This window comes from Natronoglycomyces albus, from assembly GCF_016925535.1.
Taxonomy (GTDB): Bacteria; Actinomycetota; Actinomycetes; order Mycobacteriales; family Micromonosporaceae; genus Natronoglycomyces; species Natronoglycomyces albus.
In genome coordinates, this window is sequence record NZ_CP070496.1 from 1,468,862 (window position 1) to 1,482,681 (window position 13,820).

Annotated in this window: 12 protein-coding genes and 1 pseudogene; 4 read left to right on the plus strand and 9 right to left on the minus strand. The window is 56.0% G+C overall.

Translation table 11 applies throughout. The features are described from left to right. Nucleotides 1-1,364: 1,364 nt before the first annotated feature. Genes JQS30_RS06265 through JQS30_RS06275 form a run of 3 tightly spaced genes read left to right on the plus strand, consistent with a single transcriptional unit; the run spans nucleotide 1,365 to nucleotide 4,881 of the window. Nucleotides 1,365-2,906: a hypothetical protein gene (locus JQS30_RS06265; protein ID WP_213172514.1), complete on the plus strand. Its 1,542-nt coding sequence runs from the start codon at nucleotides 1,365-1,367 to the stop codon at nucleotides 2,904-2,906. Between the two features lie 6 nt (nucleotides 2,907-2,912). Then, entirely contained in the window at nucleotides 2,913-3,596 is a 684-nt protein-coding gene (locus tag JQS30_RS06270) for an ABC transporter ATP-binding protein (RefSeq protein WP_213172515.1), read from the plus strand. Next, complete coding sequence (locus JQS30_RS06275; RefSeq protein ID WP_213172516.1) at nucleotides 3,583-4,881, plus strand: ABC transporter permease; 1,299 nt, start codon at nucleotides 3,583-3,585, stop codon at nucleotides 4,879-4,881. Before JQS30_RS06270 ends, JQS30_RS06275 begins: the two co-directional genes overlap by 14 nt. A gap of 132 nt (nucleotides 4,882-5,013) precedes the next feature. On the opposite strand, the gene JQS30_RS06280 is transcribed toward JQS30_RS06275, so the two are convergent. The 4 genes from JQS30_RS06280 to JQS30_RS06295 all read right to left on the minus strand — a co-directional run bounded on the left by JQS30_RS06280 (nucleotide 5,014) and on the right by JQS30_RS06295 (nucleotide 9,219). Continuing rightward, nucleotides 5,014-5,928, minus strand: coding sequence for a tyrosine-type recombinase/integrase (locus tag JQS30_RS06280; RefSeq protein ID WP_213172517.1), 915 nt, complete (start codon nucleotides 5,926-5,928; stop codon nucleotides 5,014-5,016). Between the two features lie 689 nt (nucleotides 5,929-6,617). Beyond that, nucleotides 6,618-7,298: a TRM11 family SAM-dependent methyltransferase gene (locus JQS30_RS06285; protein ID WP_246498085.1), complete on the minus strand. Its 681-nt coding sequence runs from the start codon at nucleotides 7,296-7,298 to the stop codon at nucleotides 6,618-6,620. Next, nucleotides 7,291-7,980 carry a hypothetical protein gene (locus JQS30_RS06290; RefSeq protein ID WP_213172519.1) on the minus strand — a complete coding sequence of 230 codons (690 nt, stop codon included), beginning with the start codon at nucleotides 7,978-7,980 and terminating at the stop codon, nucleotides 7,291-7,293. Before JQS30_RS06290 ends, JQS30_RS06285 begins: the two co-directional genes overlap by 8 nt. Before the next feature lie 174 nt (nucleotides 7,981-8,154). Further along, complete coding sequence (locus JQS30_RS06295) at nucleotides 8,155-9,219, minus strand: AfsR/SARP family transcriptional regulator (RefSeq protein WP_213172520.1); 1,065 nt, start codon at nucleotides 9,217-9,219, stop codon at nucleotides 8,155-8,157. A gap of 189 nt (nucleotides 9,220-9,408) precedes the next feature. On the opposite strand from JQS30_RS06295, the gene JQS30_RS06300 reads away from it, so the two are divergent. After that, nucleotides 9,409-10,308, plus strand: a complete 900-nt coding sequence (locus JQS30_RS06300) for an IclR family transcriptional regulator domain-containing protein (protein ID WP_213172521.1) — start codon at nucleotides 9,409-9,411, stop codon at nucleotides 10,306-10,308. Between the two features lie 34 nt (nucleotides 10,309-10,342). Here JQS30_RS06300 and JQS30_RS06305 read toward each other — a convergent pair whose 3' ends face one another. The 5 genes and pseudogenes from JQS30_RS06305 to JQS30_RS17810 form a co-directional block, all read right to left on the minus strand. Next, entirely contained in the window at nucleotides 10,343-10,993 is a 651-nt protein-coding gene (locus tag JQS30_RS06305) for a flavoprotein (protein WP_425498856.1), read from the minus strand. Further along, complete coding sequence (locus JQS30_RS06310; protein ID WP_213172523.1) at nucleotides 10,905-11,261, minus strand: hypothetical protein; 357 nt, start codon at nucleotides 11,259-11,261, stop codon at nucleotides 10,905-10,907. Before JQS30_RS06310 ends, JQS30_RS06305 begins: the two co-directional genes overlap by 89 nt. A gap of 52 nt (nucleotides 11,262-11,313) precedes the next feature. Further along, complete coding sequence (locus tag JQS30_RS06315) at nucleotides 11,314-11,853, minus strand: flavoprotein (RefSeq protein ID WP_213172524.1); 540 nt, start codon at nucleotides 11,851-11,853, stop codon at nucleotides 11,314-11,316. After that, nucleotides 11,850-12,419, minus strand: coding sequence for a hypothetical protein (locus JQS30_RS17285; RefSeq protein ID WP_246498087.1), 570 nt, complete (start codon nucleotides 12,417-12,419; stop codon nucleotides 11,850-11,852). The genes JQS30_RS06315 and JQS30_RS17285 overlap by 4 nt, the downstream gene beginning before the upstream one ends. 618 nt (nucleotides 12,420-13,037) lie before the next feature. Next, nucleotides 13,038-13,253, minus strand: a pseudogene (locus JQS30_RS17810) (helix-turn-helix transcriptional regulator); the annotation flags it as partial. Between the last annotated feature and the right edge of the window lie 567 nt (nucleotides 13,254-13,820).

Here is a 13,820-nt window from a genome sequence, read left to right on the forward strand (position 1 = left end):
ATTCACAACAAGTCAAACGATCCAGAAACCTTCAAGCCAAGGGGTCATAGCAAATTCATCCCACCAAAACCAGACGCCACCTTCTGCGGAACTCTTCAGCCACCTTTCTGGGGATCGCACCTCACGGCATGGTCGCCCTCAAATCGCTCGGCGCATTCTACATTGCCAGGACCACCCGCGCGGTTGAGACCGAACCCGAACGATCCCTCCTAGCCATGGAAATCACCGATACCCCAGGCTTCTTTGGGGACTTTAACAAGCCTCGCTCCGGACCAGTCAAAACTGCGCAACGACCGAAGCACCCTTGAGCGATCGAATCACAATTACGTCTCGTTCATACTGGGCAATGTACTGGTCCTGCAACCTCAGCCAATGACATAGATAAACATCAGTTAGATCCAAATGGAGGTGCTTCTTGTGACATCAGGGCCGGGGTACGCGCGTTAATGCCGGGGCATCACCCGCATGCCCATGAGCAGGGGAAAAGCTCAGGTTCAACATTGGTGGCATGAGTATTTTACGATCTTTTCTCAAACAAAATGCAAGCGCTTCTCATGCCCTGAATGCTGCAATGTAGTTGGTTGTGTTGCAATCAACTTCGGAACGCACATTGGGAAGCAGAACGATCAAGCTGAGTCGCTTCGTGAGTCCGGGTGCTGAGCCCAGGCTCACAGGCTGCCAGTAACTTGCGTATACCCTCAACAAATGAACTGGAGACCCCTAAGTAATGGGTTCAAAATTTTTCACCCGCGCCGCCAAAATCGCCATCGTGGGCGCTGCCGTGGCGGGTATGATTATCCCGAGCGCGGCTTATAGTAACCCCGAGTCTGCTCCAACAGAATCCTCAATTTCGGATCATGAGATCGGCACCATGGCAAACGATAGTGGGTCCGCCAGCTATACCAATGGAGCTAGCCTAAGGTCCAACATTTGGATTCAGTCCAGAGTGAATCGGAACTGTCGTGGTTCAAACAAACGCGACTGGAGTACTTCCTCGGTAATCCAAAATGGACACTCCCCCAGATCCGGAACAGACTGGGTACGCAACCGCACTGAATTCCAGAGCTACGGTATAGCCTCGTCCTTGGACGCATTCGGTGAATCAGGCAACAAACTATCCTCTTCATGGACGAATAACCAGGGCCAGCGAGGTTCCTATCAGTCTGGGAACGTGGGTGCCAACTGGCGGACAGCGTGGATTGAAGGTCGCATCGGCTCCACTGGATTCTACAACGGCCATACAGTCCACTCCTCAGCCAACACAAGTGTTATCTGTTAATAGCCGCCAACCTTAGTTTGCGGATATAAGCTTGAAAAGGGGTGGCGCCTCCGCCATGGTCAAGAATTCTCGGGGGCGTCGCCCCTTGACTGTTATTGCAGCTCTAGTGGCAGTTATGCTATCAGCCACAGTCGGCTACTACATGTGGCCGAAAAACACTAATGAGCTTGGGGAGAAGCTGGCAACTGATCTGAAGAATTTCCAGTCAGATAACGGTTTGTTTGCCGAAGCTACTGCGCTTGCCGCTCGACCTGACAGTACGGCCACATACTATCTAACCGCTACGCTACAATTGCTTGATGAACCTGTCGCGAAGCTCAACCCGACGGGATTGCAGGAGAGTCCTACCGCAATACATGACCCGGATCCACTATGGGAGGCATGGTATAGTGCAGCACTGACTGAGGCTTCTCCTCCCTCAGGGGTTCCAGTCCCTACATCTACCTGGGAATGTCCAGACGAGCAGTGTGAACTGTTGAACGCAGTAGCAACGTTGGAGCTACATATCGCCGCGGGAGAGCCCGCCACTACTGCTCTAATCGACTCGATATCCTCACTTCTTAGCTCCATGGAGTCGCCTTTTAGTTGGGCGCGTGGTTACCAAGCTCTAATGGCTGCTAACGCCGATCTACCTGCAATACCACCAGCGATTCTAGATAAAGAATTCAGTGATATCGATGATCTCGTGGGCCTGATGGATTTGTGGGGATGGTTGTGGCTAGTTGCAGAGCTGGATGCCAAAGTAGATGCTCAGGACATCTCAATATATCCGCTAGATCCTTCCGATGCCAATGATATCGAGATATTCTATTTCGTTAGTGTGTTTGCACTACTAGATCGGGAAGTTCCAGGTCACGAGGATATTGTCACTTACATTGACTCCCGCTACGACCCAAATGCAGAGGCTTACACCGAACGTATTCATACCATTGGCACACTTCGTGAGACATACTTCGCAGCGTCACTTATGCATGCGGTGGAGGGAACAGATCTGTTGTTTGATGAGGATACCGTAGAGGCTATCAAAACCAATATCCATCAGATGCTTGAAAAAGGCGATACTAGTGCGGCAGCCTACGGTGCGGCCACACTGAACCTCCTTGGTGAATCGGATTATAAATTCACCGACGATGCGCTAGGTCTAGTAACAGAAACGCTAAATTCACCGTGGTCAGCTGACATGTTGCCGCACCTCATGGAGGCGGTAAGTTTGTACTACCAATTGGGCGGATCAGATCTCCCATCAGTGACAATTATGCCATTTGATGTAACGGATGAAGAAACCACTTATTATGCACACTTGGCGGTAGCAGCTGCGCCTTTGACGACTGATCCAGAGGCCACCCGCGAGGCGTTCCTTAAAGAAATCGACTCTCTACGCGATCTGGAACACCTTGATACAACTGGATGGACGCTACGAGAAATTGCCGCATTGCATGCGGCGTATGGAACTATAGCTGACATAAATGAAGCCGATAGGGCATTGGCAGCGACTGTAGAGCCATACAAACAATGCGACAACGCGAAAGTAATGTTGCGAGCTACATTGGATATGTCGGGCTGTAGCCTTTCTGCTACCTATTATGGCATGAATTCCGGTCTCATCGATATGCATGGCGAAGGCTAAACAAGAATGCGCGAGCAAAACGTATCAGTACGCCTAGAAGGCGTTAGTAAAACATATACTCGACATGGCATTTCGAACCCTGTATTGAAGGAAATCAGCTTCGTTGCATCTCCAGGGGACATAATTTGGGTGCGTGGTAAGTCTGGAGTGGGTAAGTCAACACTACTTGGCCTTGCTGGGTTGTTGGCTCTTCCTGACTCTAGTTCAATCTCCATCGCAGGGGAAGAAACTACCCAACTCTCCGCGACTCAATTGACCGCTTGGCGAATGGACCGAATTGGATTCGTTTTTCAACGGCCACTTTTGGTTGACCGATACACTGTTCTCCAAAATGTTCTTATTGGATCATCTGACCGGCAAGCTGCGTATAAGGAACTCGAACAACTTGGAATTGGGGATCTATACGACGCAGTAGCGATCTCTTTGTCCCTCGGTCAGCAGCAGAGGGTAGCCGTAGCCCGAGCGATAACGAAGAACCCACCAGTCCTTCTGGCAGACGAGCCTATTGCGGCACTAGATGAAGAAAACAGCACTGCGGTTCTACAGGCACTAGCCTGTCGTGCCGAAAAGGGTGCGACAGTTTTGGTAGCATCCCATGATTCTGCGTTGGCAGCATATGCTACTCGAGTCATAGATCTGGATAAAGGAAATCTTACTGAACAGGAATCCTCTCCAAATGAAGAAGCTTGATATACAACTTGCAGGTCGAAACCTCAGGCTACTGGTTCGTCGAAGGATTGCGCTTACGCTCATACTGGCTGCAGGTGTAGCTACTGTGCTGGTTGGCACGTTTCTGATGGAAGCGACTGTGCATGCAGCTGCTACGAGTCCTGCAACAGCTAGTTCTTTGACGGCGTTGGAAGTCGAAGAAGTTAATGGTGAGAATCTTACGACCGACGACATTAGTGTAATAGAATCACACGAGCATATAACGCGAGTGGTGCCATGGGTAAAATCTGGTGGTGGTCTACAAGACGAAAGTCATACCTGGTACTGGTCGCTCTGGGCTGTACCTTTTGCTGGCAGTGGTCAACCTTATATCGTTGAGTCTATTCGTGATGACCTCTACCCCCTTGCTGAAGATGAGGCGGTCATTCCAAACGATTCGCTTGAGGAAGTTCCAGAGGATCTTCTGGGCCAGCAGGTGATATTCGAACATATCGAAATGGTTGCGCCTGGTGAGGGTCGAGGTATTGAAAAGTCGGTGACGATTGTCGGAATCTATGACTCAGCCAAGGGAACTACTGACGGCCCCGACGTAATTTACCTAAACATTGAAGAAGCTGTCAAGATTCGCGCTCTTAATGATGGAGTGCAGGTCGATCGTTTCGGAGGGGAACAAGGATTCACGCGTCTAGCGGCTATCGTTGACGCGCCAGGCAATGTTCCTGTTGTTCAACAGGATCTTGCTGAACTTGGTTATTACAGTCAAAGTATCCATAGTCGAGTTGCTCAACTGGCCGATGGGAACCAGACACTTAACGTAGCTGTAAATCTTGCGGCAGTATTGTTGATTTTGGTAGCGTTCTTGTTCAGCTTCATGATTGGAAACAGCATTATCGGTCGGCGGCGGGATGAGATAGGCCTTCTTAAAGCTCTAGGATGGAGTAATAGACGTGTCATCAAAACGCTAGTTTATGAGTTCAGTGGATATGGAGTACTGGTTTCGCTAACCGGTCTCATTTCATCGGCCATTGTGATAGGTTTCGTTGCGCTAACTGGCAGCTCCACGCTGACCTCCGAAGTCATCACGGCAACGTTGGCACGTCCACTTGTTTTCATCGCGTTGAGCGTCCCAGTTGTAGCGATTTTGGTAGGAGTATGCATTCCGGCGAGCTTGGTTATGCGGCTACCCCCGGATACAGCGCTTCGCACTACCAATATTTTACACAGTCCAGAGAACTGGACTGTAAGGATCATCGAGGGATATTTCCGGGTCCCGCACATCCGACACACTGTCGAAACCATTAACTGACTCATTAATAGGAATCAATTGGTTTAGATAGGCAATTGTCCATAGCGCAATTCCGGCAAAATGTGTAAAAAACATGCCCCCGCCTATGGGGTGGCGGAGGCATTAAAGTAATTCAATTGGTTGTGAATGGTCTTAGAAGAACTCGTTCATTTGGTTTTGCCAGCGTTTTTCGTAGCCTTCGAGGACTTCGACGGTGTGTCCGGCCCATTCGGCGACTTGTTTGGAGGGCACGCCTGCGGTGCGGCGTAGGGAGATGCCGGAGTGTCTCAGGTCGTAGGAGCGTTTGAGGCGGCCGCTGTTGCGGCCTTTTTTGGACATGCCGTATTGGCGGGCCAGTCTCCATGTCGTGCGGTAGGCGTTCGCGCCGATACGGTTGCCGGTTCGGGTGTAGAACAGTCGTCCATCGGGTGCGGTGCTGTATCGGTCGAGGTGAGCTCGTAGGAGTTCGACCAGGCGCGGAGGAATGGGGACGGTTCGGGTTGTTTTCGGGTTGCGTCCCTTGAGCCCTTTTTCGTCGTGGCTGGCTCCGGTGTCGGTGTAGATGGAGCCGACTTCAGGGGCCGCGCCGTGGATGACGAGTTCACCCCATCCGGTGCGGGGTAGTTCGCAGTCGTCTTCTTTGAGTTCGATGACTTCGGAGGGGCGCATCATGGCGTAGTACATGCAGGCGTAGAAGGCCATCAGGTGTGGGCCTCGGTCGCGTCCTATGTAGGTTACGCCGGTGAGCATGGCCTCGACTTGGTTGGTGTTGCCGACGCTTCTGGGGTCTACGACGTCGTCAGTGTCGAGTCCGGCTGGCTTCTCCCAGTTCAAGACGGGGTCATCGAGCGGGTTGGTGTCAATAAGTTGATTGACCACGGCTCTTTTCAATGTGTTGTACAGGATCGTGCGTTTGGCTTTGAAGTAGTTGGCTGAGGCGCGTTTTCCGTTGATGGTTCTGGTGAACTGGTCGAGCAGTTCCCGCAAATTGTCGTAGTCGCACACGACCGAGACTGGTGGCGAGTTCGTCTCGACCCAGTCGATGGCTCGGGCGATGTGGCCGGGCATGGTGTCGGGCTTGGTGGCTTGGTCGGGAACCAGCGCAGTTGCCAGGGTCGGCTTTTGGCATTGGGTACTTTCCGGACTTGCTAGAGCCGGACGTCGAAACTTGTTTGTGTCATTGGTTGTGCTCCGTGTTCTCTTTGAACCCGGCGATCCACTCGTTGAAGTCGCATCGCCGGACGCGGAGCGTCCCGTTGGGAAGCCGATGACAAGGCGGTGCCTTGCCCTCGGCGCGCCATTGCTGCCAGGTGCGGCGGGGAAGCGGCGTCTGGGCACTGTGGCCCAAAAGCGTCAGAATCTCTGGAACACTCAACCACTCCCGGCCGCGATCCTCAGTAGGTGGGGAAGTGATCAAAGCAGCCCACCTGCCAGTGGCCCGTACGGGTCGCTACGCCGGTTGATTCCCGCGTGGTGCGGGAAGGAGCGACCGTAGAGAGGCTCCGGGGCATCGCCCAGCCACACAAGATGGCACTCACCTGCGCAAGCAGTGTCCTGCCCGAGCGGGTTCATGACTGATCCCCAGACACAGCGGATGATGCGGTGCGAAACACCAGCACGTCTTCGTGGGCCCGGATGAAGACCGTGCGCCCGGCTGTTTGGGCCCGGCGCGTGTTGTGAATGTGGAAGAAAGTTACATGGGGATTGAGCTGGGATCCATCCCAACGTGCCAGTAGTGCGGCGTCTCGGTGAACCAACTAAAGTCCGGCGGCGATGGCGCAGCGGATGACCTGAGAAGGGAAGTCGACCAAGATGCCAGCCTCGGTGTAGGGCCGAGCGGTGACCACGACATATCCACCAGGGCGCAACACTGTTTGACAGCCGGAAAACATGGCCACCAGCCCGGCTTGAAGTCGACTCGTTGAGGTGGTTGCAAGCTGGTGGCGATGTCGTTGCCACGGCTGGGCGTATCGGTGGTGCCGGTTGACTACTGGGACCGTGCCCTTCGTGGGGTTGCCGTGGGCGAACGCCCCGTATGGTGGGCTGGTCAACACCATGTCAACCGGTATCACCGCCCGGCCCCGAAGCGTTGCGACCAGGTCAGTGGCATCCCCACGAAAGACCTGCCCGCAGCGCTTGGGTGCATCAGAGAGCGCTCGGCGGACGTTCGCTGCGGCGATACGGGCCCAGCGTGGTTCACAGTCAATGCCCACCGTGTCCCTTCCTAGCCGGATTGCCTCCACCAACGTGGTTCCGATACCGCACATCGGATCGAGAACGATCTGCCCGGGCTTCGAATAGCGGGCGATGGCCTCGGCAGCGATATGGGGCCACATCTTCGGCGGATGCGGCATAGAGTCGGGATGATAGCCGGTGCGCTGGTGGCGAGGCTGCACTTGCCCACTAGCCCAGATTGAAGAGACGCCACACTCAGACATCACCGTCACCACCTGCACTTGCGGCGACGGTCCAGATCGCTACGCCCAGGTGACGACGTGCCCGCTTGGGTCGGTCAGCACCGGCTAGCGTGTGATGCTCGGCGCGTGCCGCATCCAGCGCACCCCTCGTCACCGCGATCAGATGAGCGGTGAAAGCCAGCCCGGTAGCGCCGCCTTGGGCATCCGTGACTAGCATGGCCACATCGACCGCTTCGCGGTCATCGTGCGCGATGATCACCAAGTACCCACCGGGCCGCAGCTGGTCAACCACAGCCGACAAAACACCGTGAGCCCGCAGGACCCACCCCGAGGCCACCACCAAGCCCGCTTTCTGGCGCTGCGCATTGACGTTCTTAATAAACTCGGTTGCTCCAGCCGAAGCAATACGCACCCGGTCATGAACAACTACCGAGGCGCTGGCCATCAGATGGCGGTCGGCTGCCTCGTTCCGCGAGTAGACGAAGACCTCGCGCCCGTGGGCCGCTGCGGCTTCCCAGCCGTCAACGTCGATGGCGGCTACAGGCCCGCAGGGTTGCAACTGGGCCAAGAGCCCAGTCATCAAATCGCTGGAGTCGGCAATGTGCCACACGGTCAAGGGCATGTCGAGACTGCCGTAACGCGATTTGGCCACGGGCCGCTCAGATGAGGAAGGATCAGTCAAGATCAGCGTCTCACCAGTCACCACGGTGACCCAGGCATACAAGTAGGACTGTACGAAGTCGAGAAAGGGTAAGCACCGTGTGAGGTGCGCGCACAGGTGGTGCCGCCCATGAGCACCATGCAAGGACTCCTTACCCGAACCAGTCTTGTAAGCCCTAGTGAGGAACAGTGCTGCGGGCTTGACGTTTCGCAATGTTTAGGACCCGTTGTGTGATTGGCTTGGAGGCTGGGCGAGGGCTCGGGCGATGAGCCTAAAGTGGCGCTCCTGAGCCATATCTCCAGCTTCTTGATAGTGGTGAACTAGCCTTTGGGCAGCTCGAAGCGCCGCGATACGGTACTGATCTCGTAGTTTTGCCGCTTTCTTCCCTGGAACACCCGGAGCAAAGGCGCCTCGGTGCAGCTCCAACATGCGCTGCAGCGGTGCCATCTCCGCACCATCTTCAGCTAGTGCCGCTTCTTGTTCGGCGTTCTCGAAGTCCTCAAGGTCGGTGCGGACATGGTCGCCCAGCCGGTAGCGGTCGATGGCGCGGTCATAGACGATGAAGGCTGATTTGTCGAGGCCGCTGGCTTGGCTGAGGTTGACTCTGGTTTGGTCGGCGATGGTATTGAAGTAGTTGCGCTTGTTCTTCGAGGTCAGGTCCCCAAGCACGATATGGAAGAGTTCCTGACGCGAGGCGGGCTGCCCGGCCATGGCGAGCGCGGCGAGGAGGGCTTTAGCTCGCCGCCCCTGCTTGAGAAAGACCGGCTCCCCGTCGGCCAACACCTCAACGCCGCCGAAGAGACGCAGGTAAATCGTAGCTTTCCTCGGCGCAACATCGCGACCATTCAATGGCTCTCGCGGAGTTGGAACACAGGCAGTCTTGGCCGGGCTCCACTTCGCCGGAAGGTCAACTGTGGCCGCATTCCAAGTAGAGAAGTGGTCCTCAACCGATCTACTGCGGGTGTGGCGGGCGGTGGCCATTGTGGCTGCCGCGCCGGATCGTGTGTCTGTGACAAGTAGCTGGTAGGTGCGCACACTGGCGAAAAAGACACCAAAGATGACGCAGGAGAGAACCAGCCCCGTCGTCCAGGCCAGGGCCAATGACGAGTGAGTCATTGGCGCGGTCGCTGCGTCGCGCTCATCCGCTGTGTTGCCTTCACCCAAGCTGGCGTGAGCGGCGATTAGCGCTAGCGTGCTGCTCAGCATCAGAAACAGGCCAAACCTCAGTAGCGCGTGCCTCCTCGTGCCTGCTTGCGTGGGTTGGGGCACAGAGTCCATCATGAGCACCTCCCTTCCGAGCGTGTATCGAATAGCGCTGAATGGCGGGCTTCGGATTGCGCGTGGCCGTAGCAGCGACTGTGATTCATGTCAACCTCCAGGAACGATGTGGTAGCGGATTGGTAACAATGCGCCATAAGCTGGAGTCCGGCAAGATCAACTAGCCATTTACCTGCAATTCCAATCCCATTCTTGGACAGCGGCGAAACTGTCCAAGAATTTAGCGACCTGGGGGAGCCCGTTCACCACCTCGTGGAGCAGGGCGTAACGATGACCATGATTCCGACAATCCCACCACAAGAACCCTTTAGTAGCGGCGAGGGCTCAGACGTGCGTGTGCGGCGCGCACTCATCGTTGAGGCCATCGCCAAACACGGGCCGATGAAAGCCAATCAGATCTCCGAGGAGACCCGGATTCCGCGATCTAGCGTGTACTGGCACCTCGACAAGCTGTGCTCCAGCGGCCACCTCACCAAAGACAAGCCACACAATGGGCGCTACTTCCTAGGGGAGAGGCCACTTGCGGCCGTGCCCGAATCCGACACTGCGCCGGGCGTTCCAGTCAACGTTGGCCGCCTCTTGCAATACCGGGCCCTAGAGACGGGCTACAGCCTCTACATGGGCAAGATCAAGGCCAGTGGGATCGCTATTTCTGCCTGGGCACACGGCCAGGGGTCGCCATACATCGAGGATCTTGAAGTGGGGCTACATGAAGCCGCGCACGCCACAGCGCTGGGCCAAGCACTCCTAGCTACCCTTCCGCCGCGCGAGGTGCTGCGATACATAGCGGCCAACTCAGGCAGACGCATGCCCTGCTACACCAGCTTGACCTATTGCAACCCCGAACACCTGGCGGCACGGCTAACGGAGTTCCACATGGTCGGTATCCATACCGAAGTCGGCCAGTTCCGCAAAGGCGTAGCCTGCGCGGCCGTGGTGGTCAAAGACGGCCCCGGAATCACCGACCGCATCGCCGTCGCCACGGTCATACCCGAAGCCGACACCTACGCCCACGGCCCACGAGTCAACCGCGAACTACGACAAACAGCGGCACAACTTCAACCCTGGCTCTTAGTCCAACCCGCGACCTAAGCCCTCATCGGCGCGATGCGTCGCGAACCAGCCTTCAGCTGGTGCGCTCGATTGTCGTGAACGCTGTTTCCCAAGCAAAGATGGCTCGGTGCTCTGGTCCTTTGTGCCTGGGGTGTGGCCGTGCACCCTGCTCGTTTTCCAGAACGAGGACACTTTCTTGTTCGAGCGAGCCGATGGCGTCGGTAAATGGCTTTCGCCGGGCCAACATCGTGTTCACGAACGGAACTATCACCATTGGAACGCGTGCACCGATTAGCTCTGAGGCCAGGTCAAGCGCGTAGTTTTCCCCGATGCCTACTGCGAGCTTGTTGATTGTGTTTGCCGTTGCCGGTGCGATGACTGCCGCATCGGCGGAGGGTCTCCCGCGCTTGGGCTCTCCAGGCCGCCGATGCTCGAAGGTGACGCTGTGGCCGCTGGCTTCCTCGATAGCTGAAAGGTTGAGGAAGTCCTTTGACGACGGTGTGCCAATCACGTGGCAATCCCAGCCCGATTCAACAGCCATGCCCACGAATGTCAGGACATCATGAGACGGTGGAGCAGCGCAAACAATGAGATAGACCGCACGAATGCCAGTCATGGGCACTGCTGCAAGTCTTTCAGGAGAGTACTTCTCGTTCGACCGCGTCGAAGATGTCGCTGTCGGTTTCGCGTTGCCAATTGGGCAGCTGGTCCCAATCGGCAACATAGGATGGCTTGGGCTTTTCAATGAGCTTATGGATCTGAGCAATCCAACAAGTCGCAACGAAGCGCCCTCGTTGCTCACGGCTGAGCCTTGCCGTTGCCCCGCCGCTGACGTTGACGAACTGTTCGATCTGGTCGTACACAGTTTGGGCGGCGGTTTGTTCCCATTCGGACATCTCCTCCCATGGTGCGACATATCCCGGTTTAGGTTCTCCGGGGAAGTGCTTTGTTACACCGTCGATCCAGGCTTGACGGAAGATGTGTCCACTCATATGTTTTCCTCTCGGTTAAACCCATTGCTGTACCGCTTGAGATTTCCTATCTTCAGGTCTGGCTGTAGTCTCGTAGTGCTTCTTTCCAAGGGAAGACCGCGCGATGCTCGGGGCCTTTGCGGGGAGAATGCGGGCGGGAGCCTTCGTGCTCGATGAGAACGTGGACGCCCTCTTGTTTGAGAGAGTGCAAAGCCGTTTGGAAGGGTTTGCGGTTGGCCAACATCGTGTTGACAAAGGGAACAATGGTGATCGGGACGTTGGCTCCAATCAATTCGGAGGCGACGTCCAGTGCGTAGTTCCCACCTATGCCTGCGGCCAGCCGGTTGATGGTATTGGCTGTGGCCGGAGCAATTACGGCCATGTCAGCCGGTGGTCTACCTCTTTTGGCCTCGTTAGGCCGCCTGTGGTCGAAAGTGACTTTGTTCCCGCTGGAAGTTTCGATGGCGTCGATGTCGAGGAATTTTCTTGCCGCCGGGGTGCCGATCACGTGACAGTCCCAGGCAGAGGCGGTGGCATGTTCGATGAACACTATTGCGTCGGCGGCAGGCGAAGCGGCGCAGACAATGAGATACACGGTGCGGGTGCTGGTCATGCTGACTGTTCCAAGCGCTCAGACAACTCTTTCGCCTGTCGGCGTAGTCGGTCGGTGCCGTTGTTAATGACGGAGTCCACGGTCAGCGAGACTGATTTGATCGCAGTGAGTTCTTGAGGGGCTGTGGACTCCGCGAGATGCAAGTAGGTCAGTGAGTCTTCAAAGCTTCCGACTCCGGCGTGCGCTGCGGCTACGTCGATCGCAAATCGTGCCCGCCAATCAGGCAGTTTGACGTTGTGAATCTTCACGGCCTGCGCCATCGCGACTGCCTCGTCAAGGTCACCCAGCTCGGCTGCGACATGTACCCGATGCAAGGCCACGTTTGTGGGCCCAAATCCAGTCCAACAGTGGTTTCCATCGCGCCCTAGTTGTTTAGCGGTAGTCGAGGCAGCTGAGAGATATGAATTTGCTGACTGGCTCTCGCCGGTGGTGGCGGCGGCGATTGCGGCCTTGAGAAGTAGGGAGCCTTGAACCGACAAGATGTCAGGTGTTGCGGCGAGTTGCGTCAGAGCTTGTGCTTGGTCAAAGGCGATGTTCGCGGCTTTGTGTCCTCTCCCGGTTCTCATAAGCGTGTGGCTTACTGTGCGATAAGAGGTCGCGATAGTAAGCGGATCTTCACTAGATCGGGCCGACTCCAGGGATTGATAAGACGCGAGAGCGGCTGAACCTGCGTCTCCGTACTTGAGCAGGATTGTCGCGGCAATTTGGTACGCATCAGCCAACAACATTTGTCTGTGTTGGAGGCCGTTCGAGCTTACATCGTGTGTGATTGCCTTGAGCTGGTTTAGGAGGCTCGGGAGACGAGACATCGCCTGATCAAACTGCGACCGCTGAAGCAGATTCTTTATATTAACGAGTCTGATAGAGATGTTCGCGAGGTCTGAGCCAGTCTTTGGGTAGCTAGCTCCATCGGTTCCGAGAACCTCGACTAGGGAAGTCATGGCCGTTGTCGTCGTAGCTGATACAACGACCGTTCCCCAGTTTAGAGCCATGCTTAGTAGATCGCGTCGAAGCATGTGAGTGAGGTCCTCCTCTGAGCGGGCAGTGTGACTTAGATTCACAAGTCTGCCCGGTACTTCCTCTTGTTCTCGTACTTCAACAGGCGATTCATGAAGTCTGTCTGCTTCAAGAAGCGGGTTGTCCGCTTCGGCTCTAAGAAGTGGGTAGGCACGTTCGAGCGTGCCGCCAGTTTCCAATACACGGTCTAGCGCTTCTGCCAACTCCTGAGAACAGTTGCGTTGGGCTTTTTCGATTTTCCCGATGGTGTCGCCTGAGACGTAAACTCGCTGGCCGAGCTCGTTTTGAGACAGGTTGAGCCTCTTGCGGTGATAGCGCAGCTCGGCTCCGAACCAATGCGCGGCTCCCTGGCTTGGATCGAGGGGTTTTTGGGGGAAAGGCATGCGCACCGCCGTGAATGTAGCTGCGTGAAGCGGACAAGTGGCCCTGTCCGCTTTAGATCCTTGTTAGTGACTTTTCCGTGTTTCAGACTACAGAAGTAGCGGTCAGTGGTCATCCCCGAACTAGGGGAACCGCGAAGCCATACGTTCGGATCGTGGGCCGAAGGGCTGGTTATCCGAGGGTTTCGTGGCCGACGCTGACTGCCAGCGGTAGCTAGATCCCATGCTGGCAACCGTTCGGTGTGCGGGGGAATCGGGTAAATGACTCGCGGTCCCGTAGGGGTTCTCCCGCACACTGCCACTTATTACTTAGGCGGAACGGGGTAATGCTGTGACAGGGTCCGATACAGGTGGCACCCGGCACCGGGACATAGAAGTGGGCGGCCTGGGGTTGCGTTTGCTGTCCCGGCCAGGCATTCACATGGTCGAAGTCCGTCTGATATGTGAAGGAGGCTTTCCACTCGCAGCGCTAGTGCAATCCGCTGGTACATACCCACAGTTGACCATTACTCGCCTGGGCGAAATGTGGACGGGCAACCCTGCTAACTGCCACCGTCTTCTTGCTGAAGT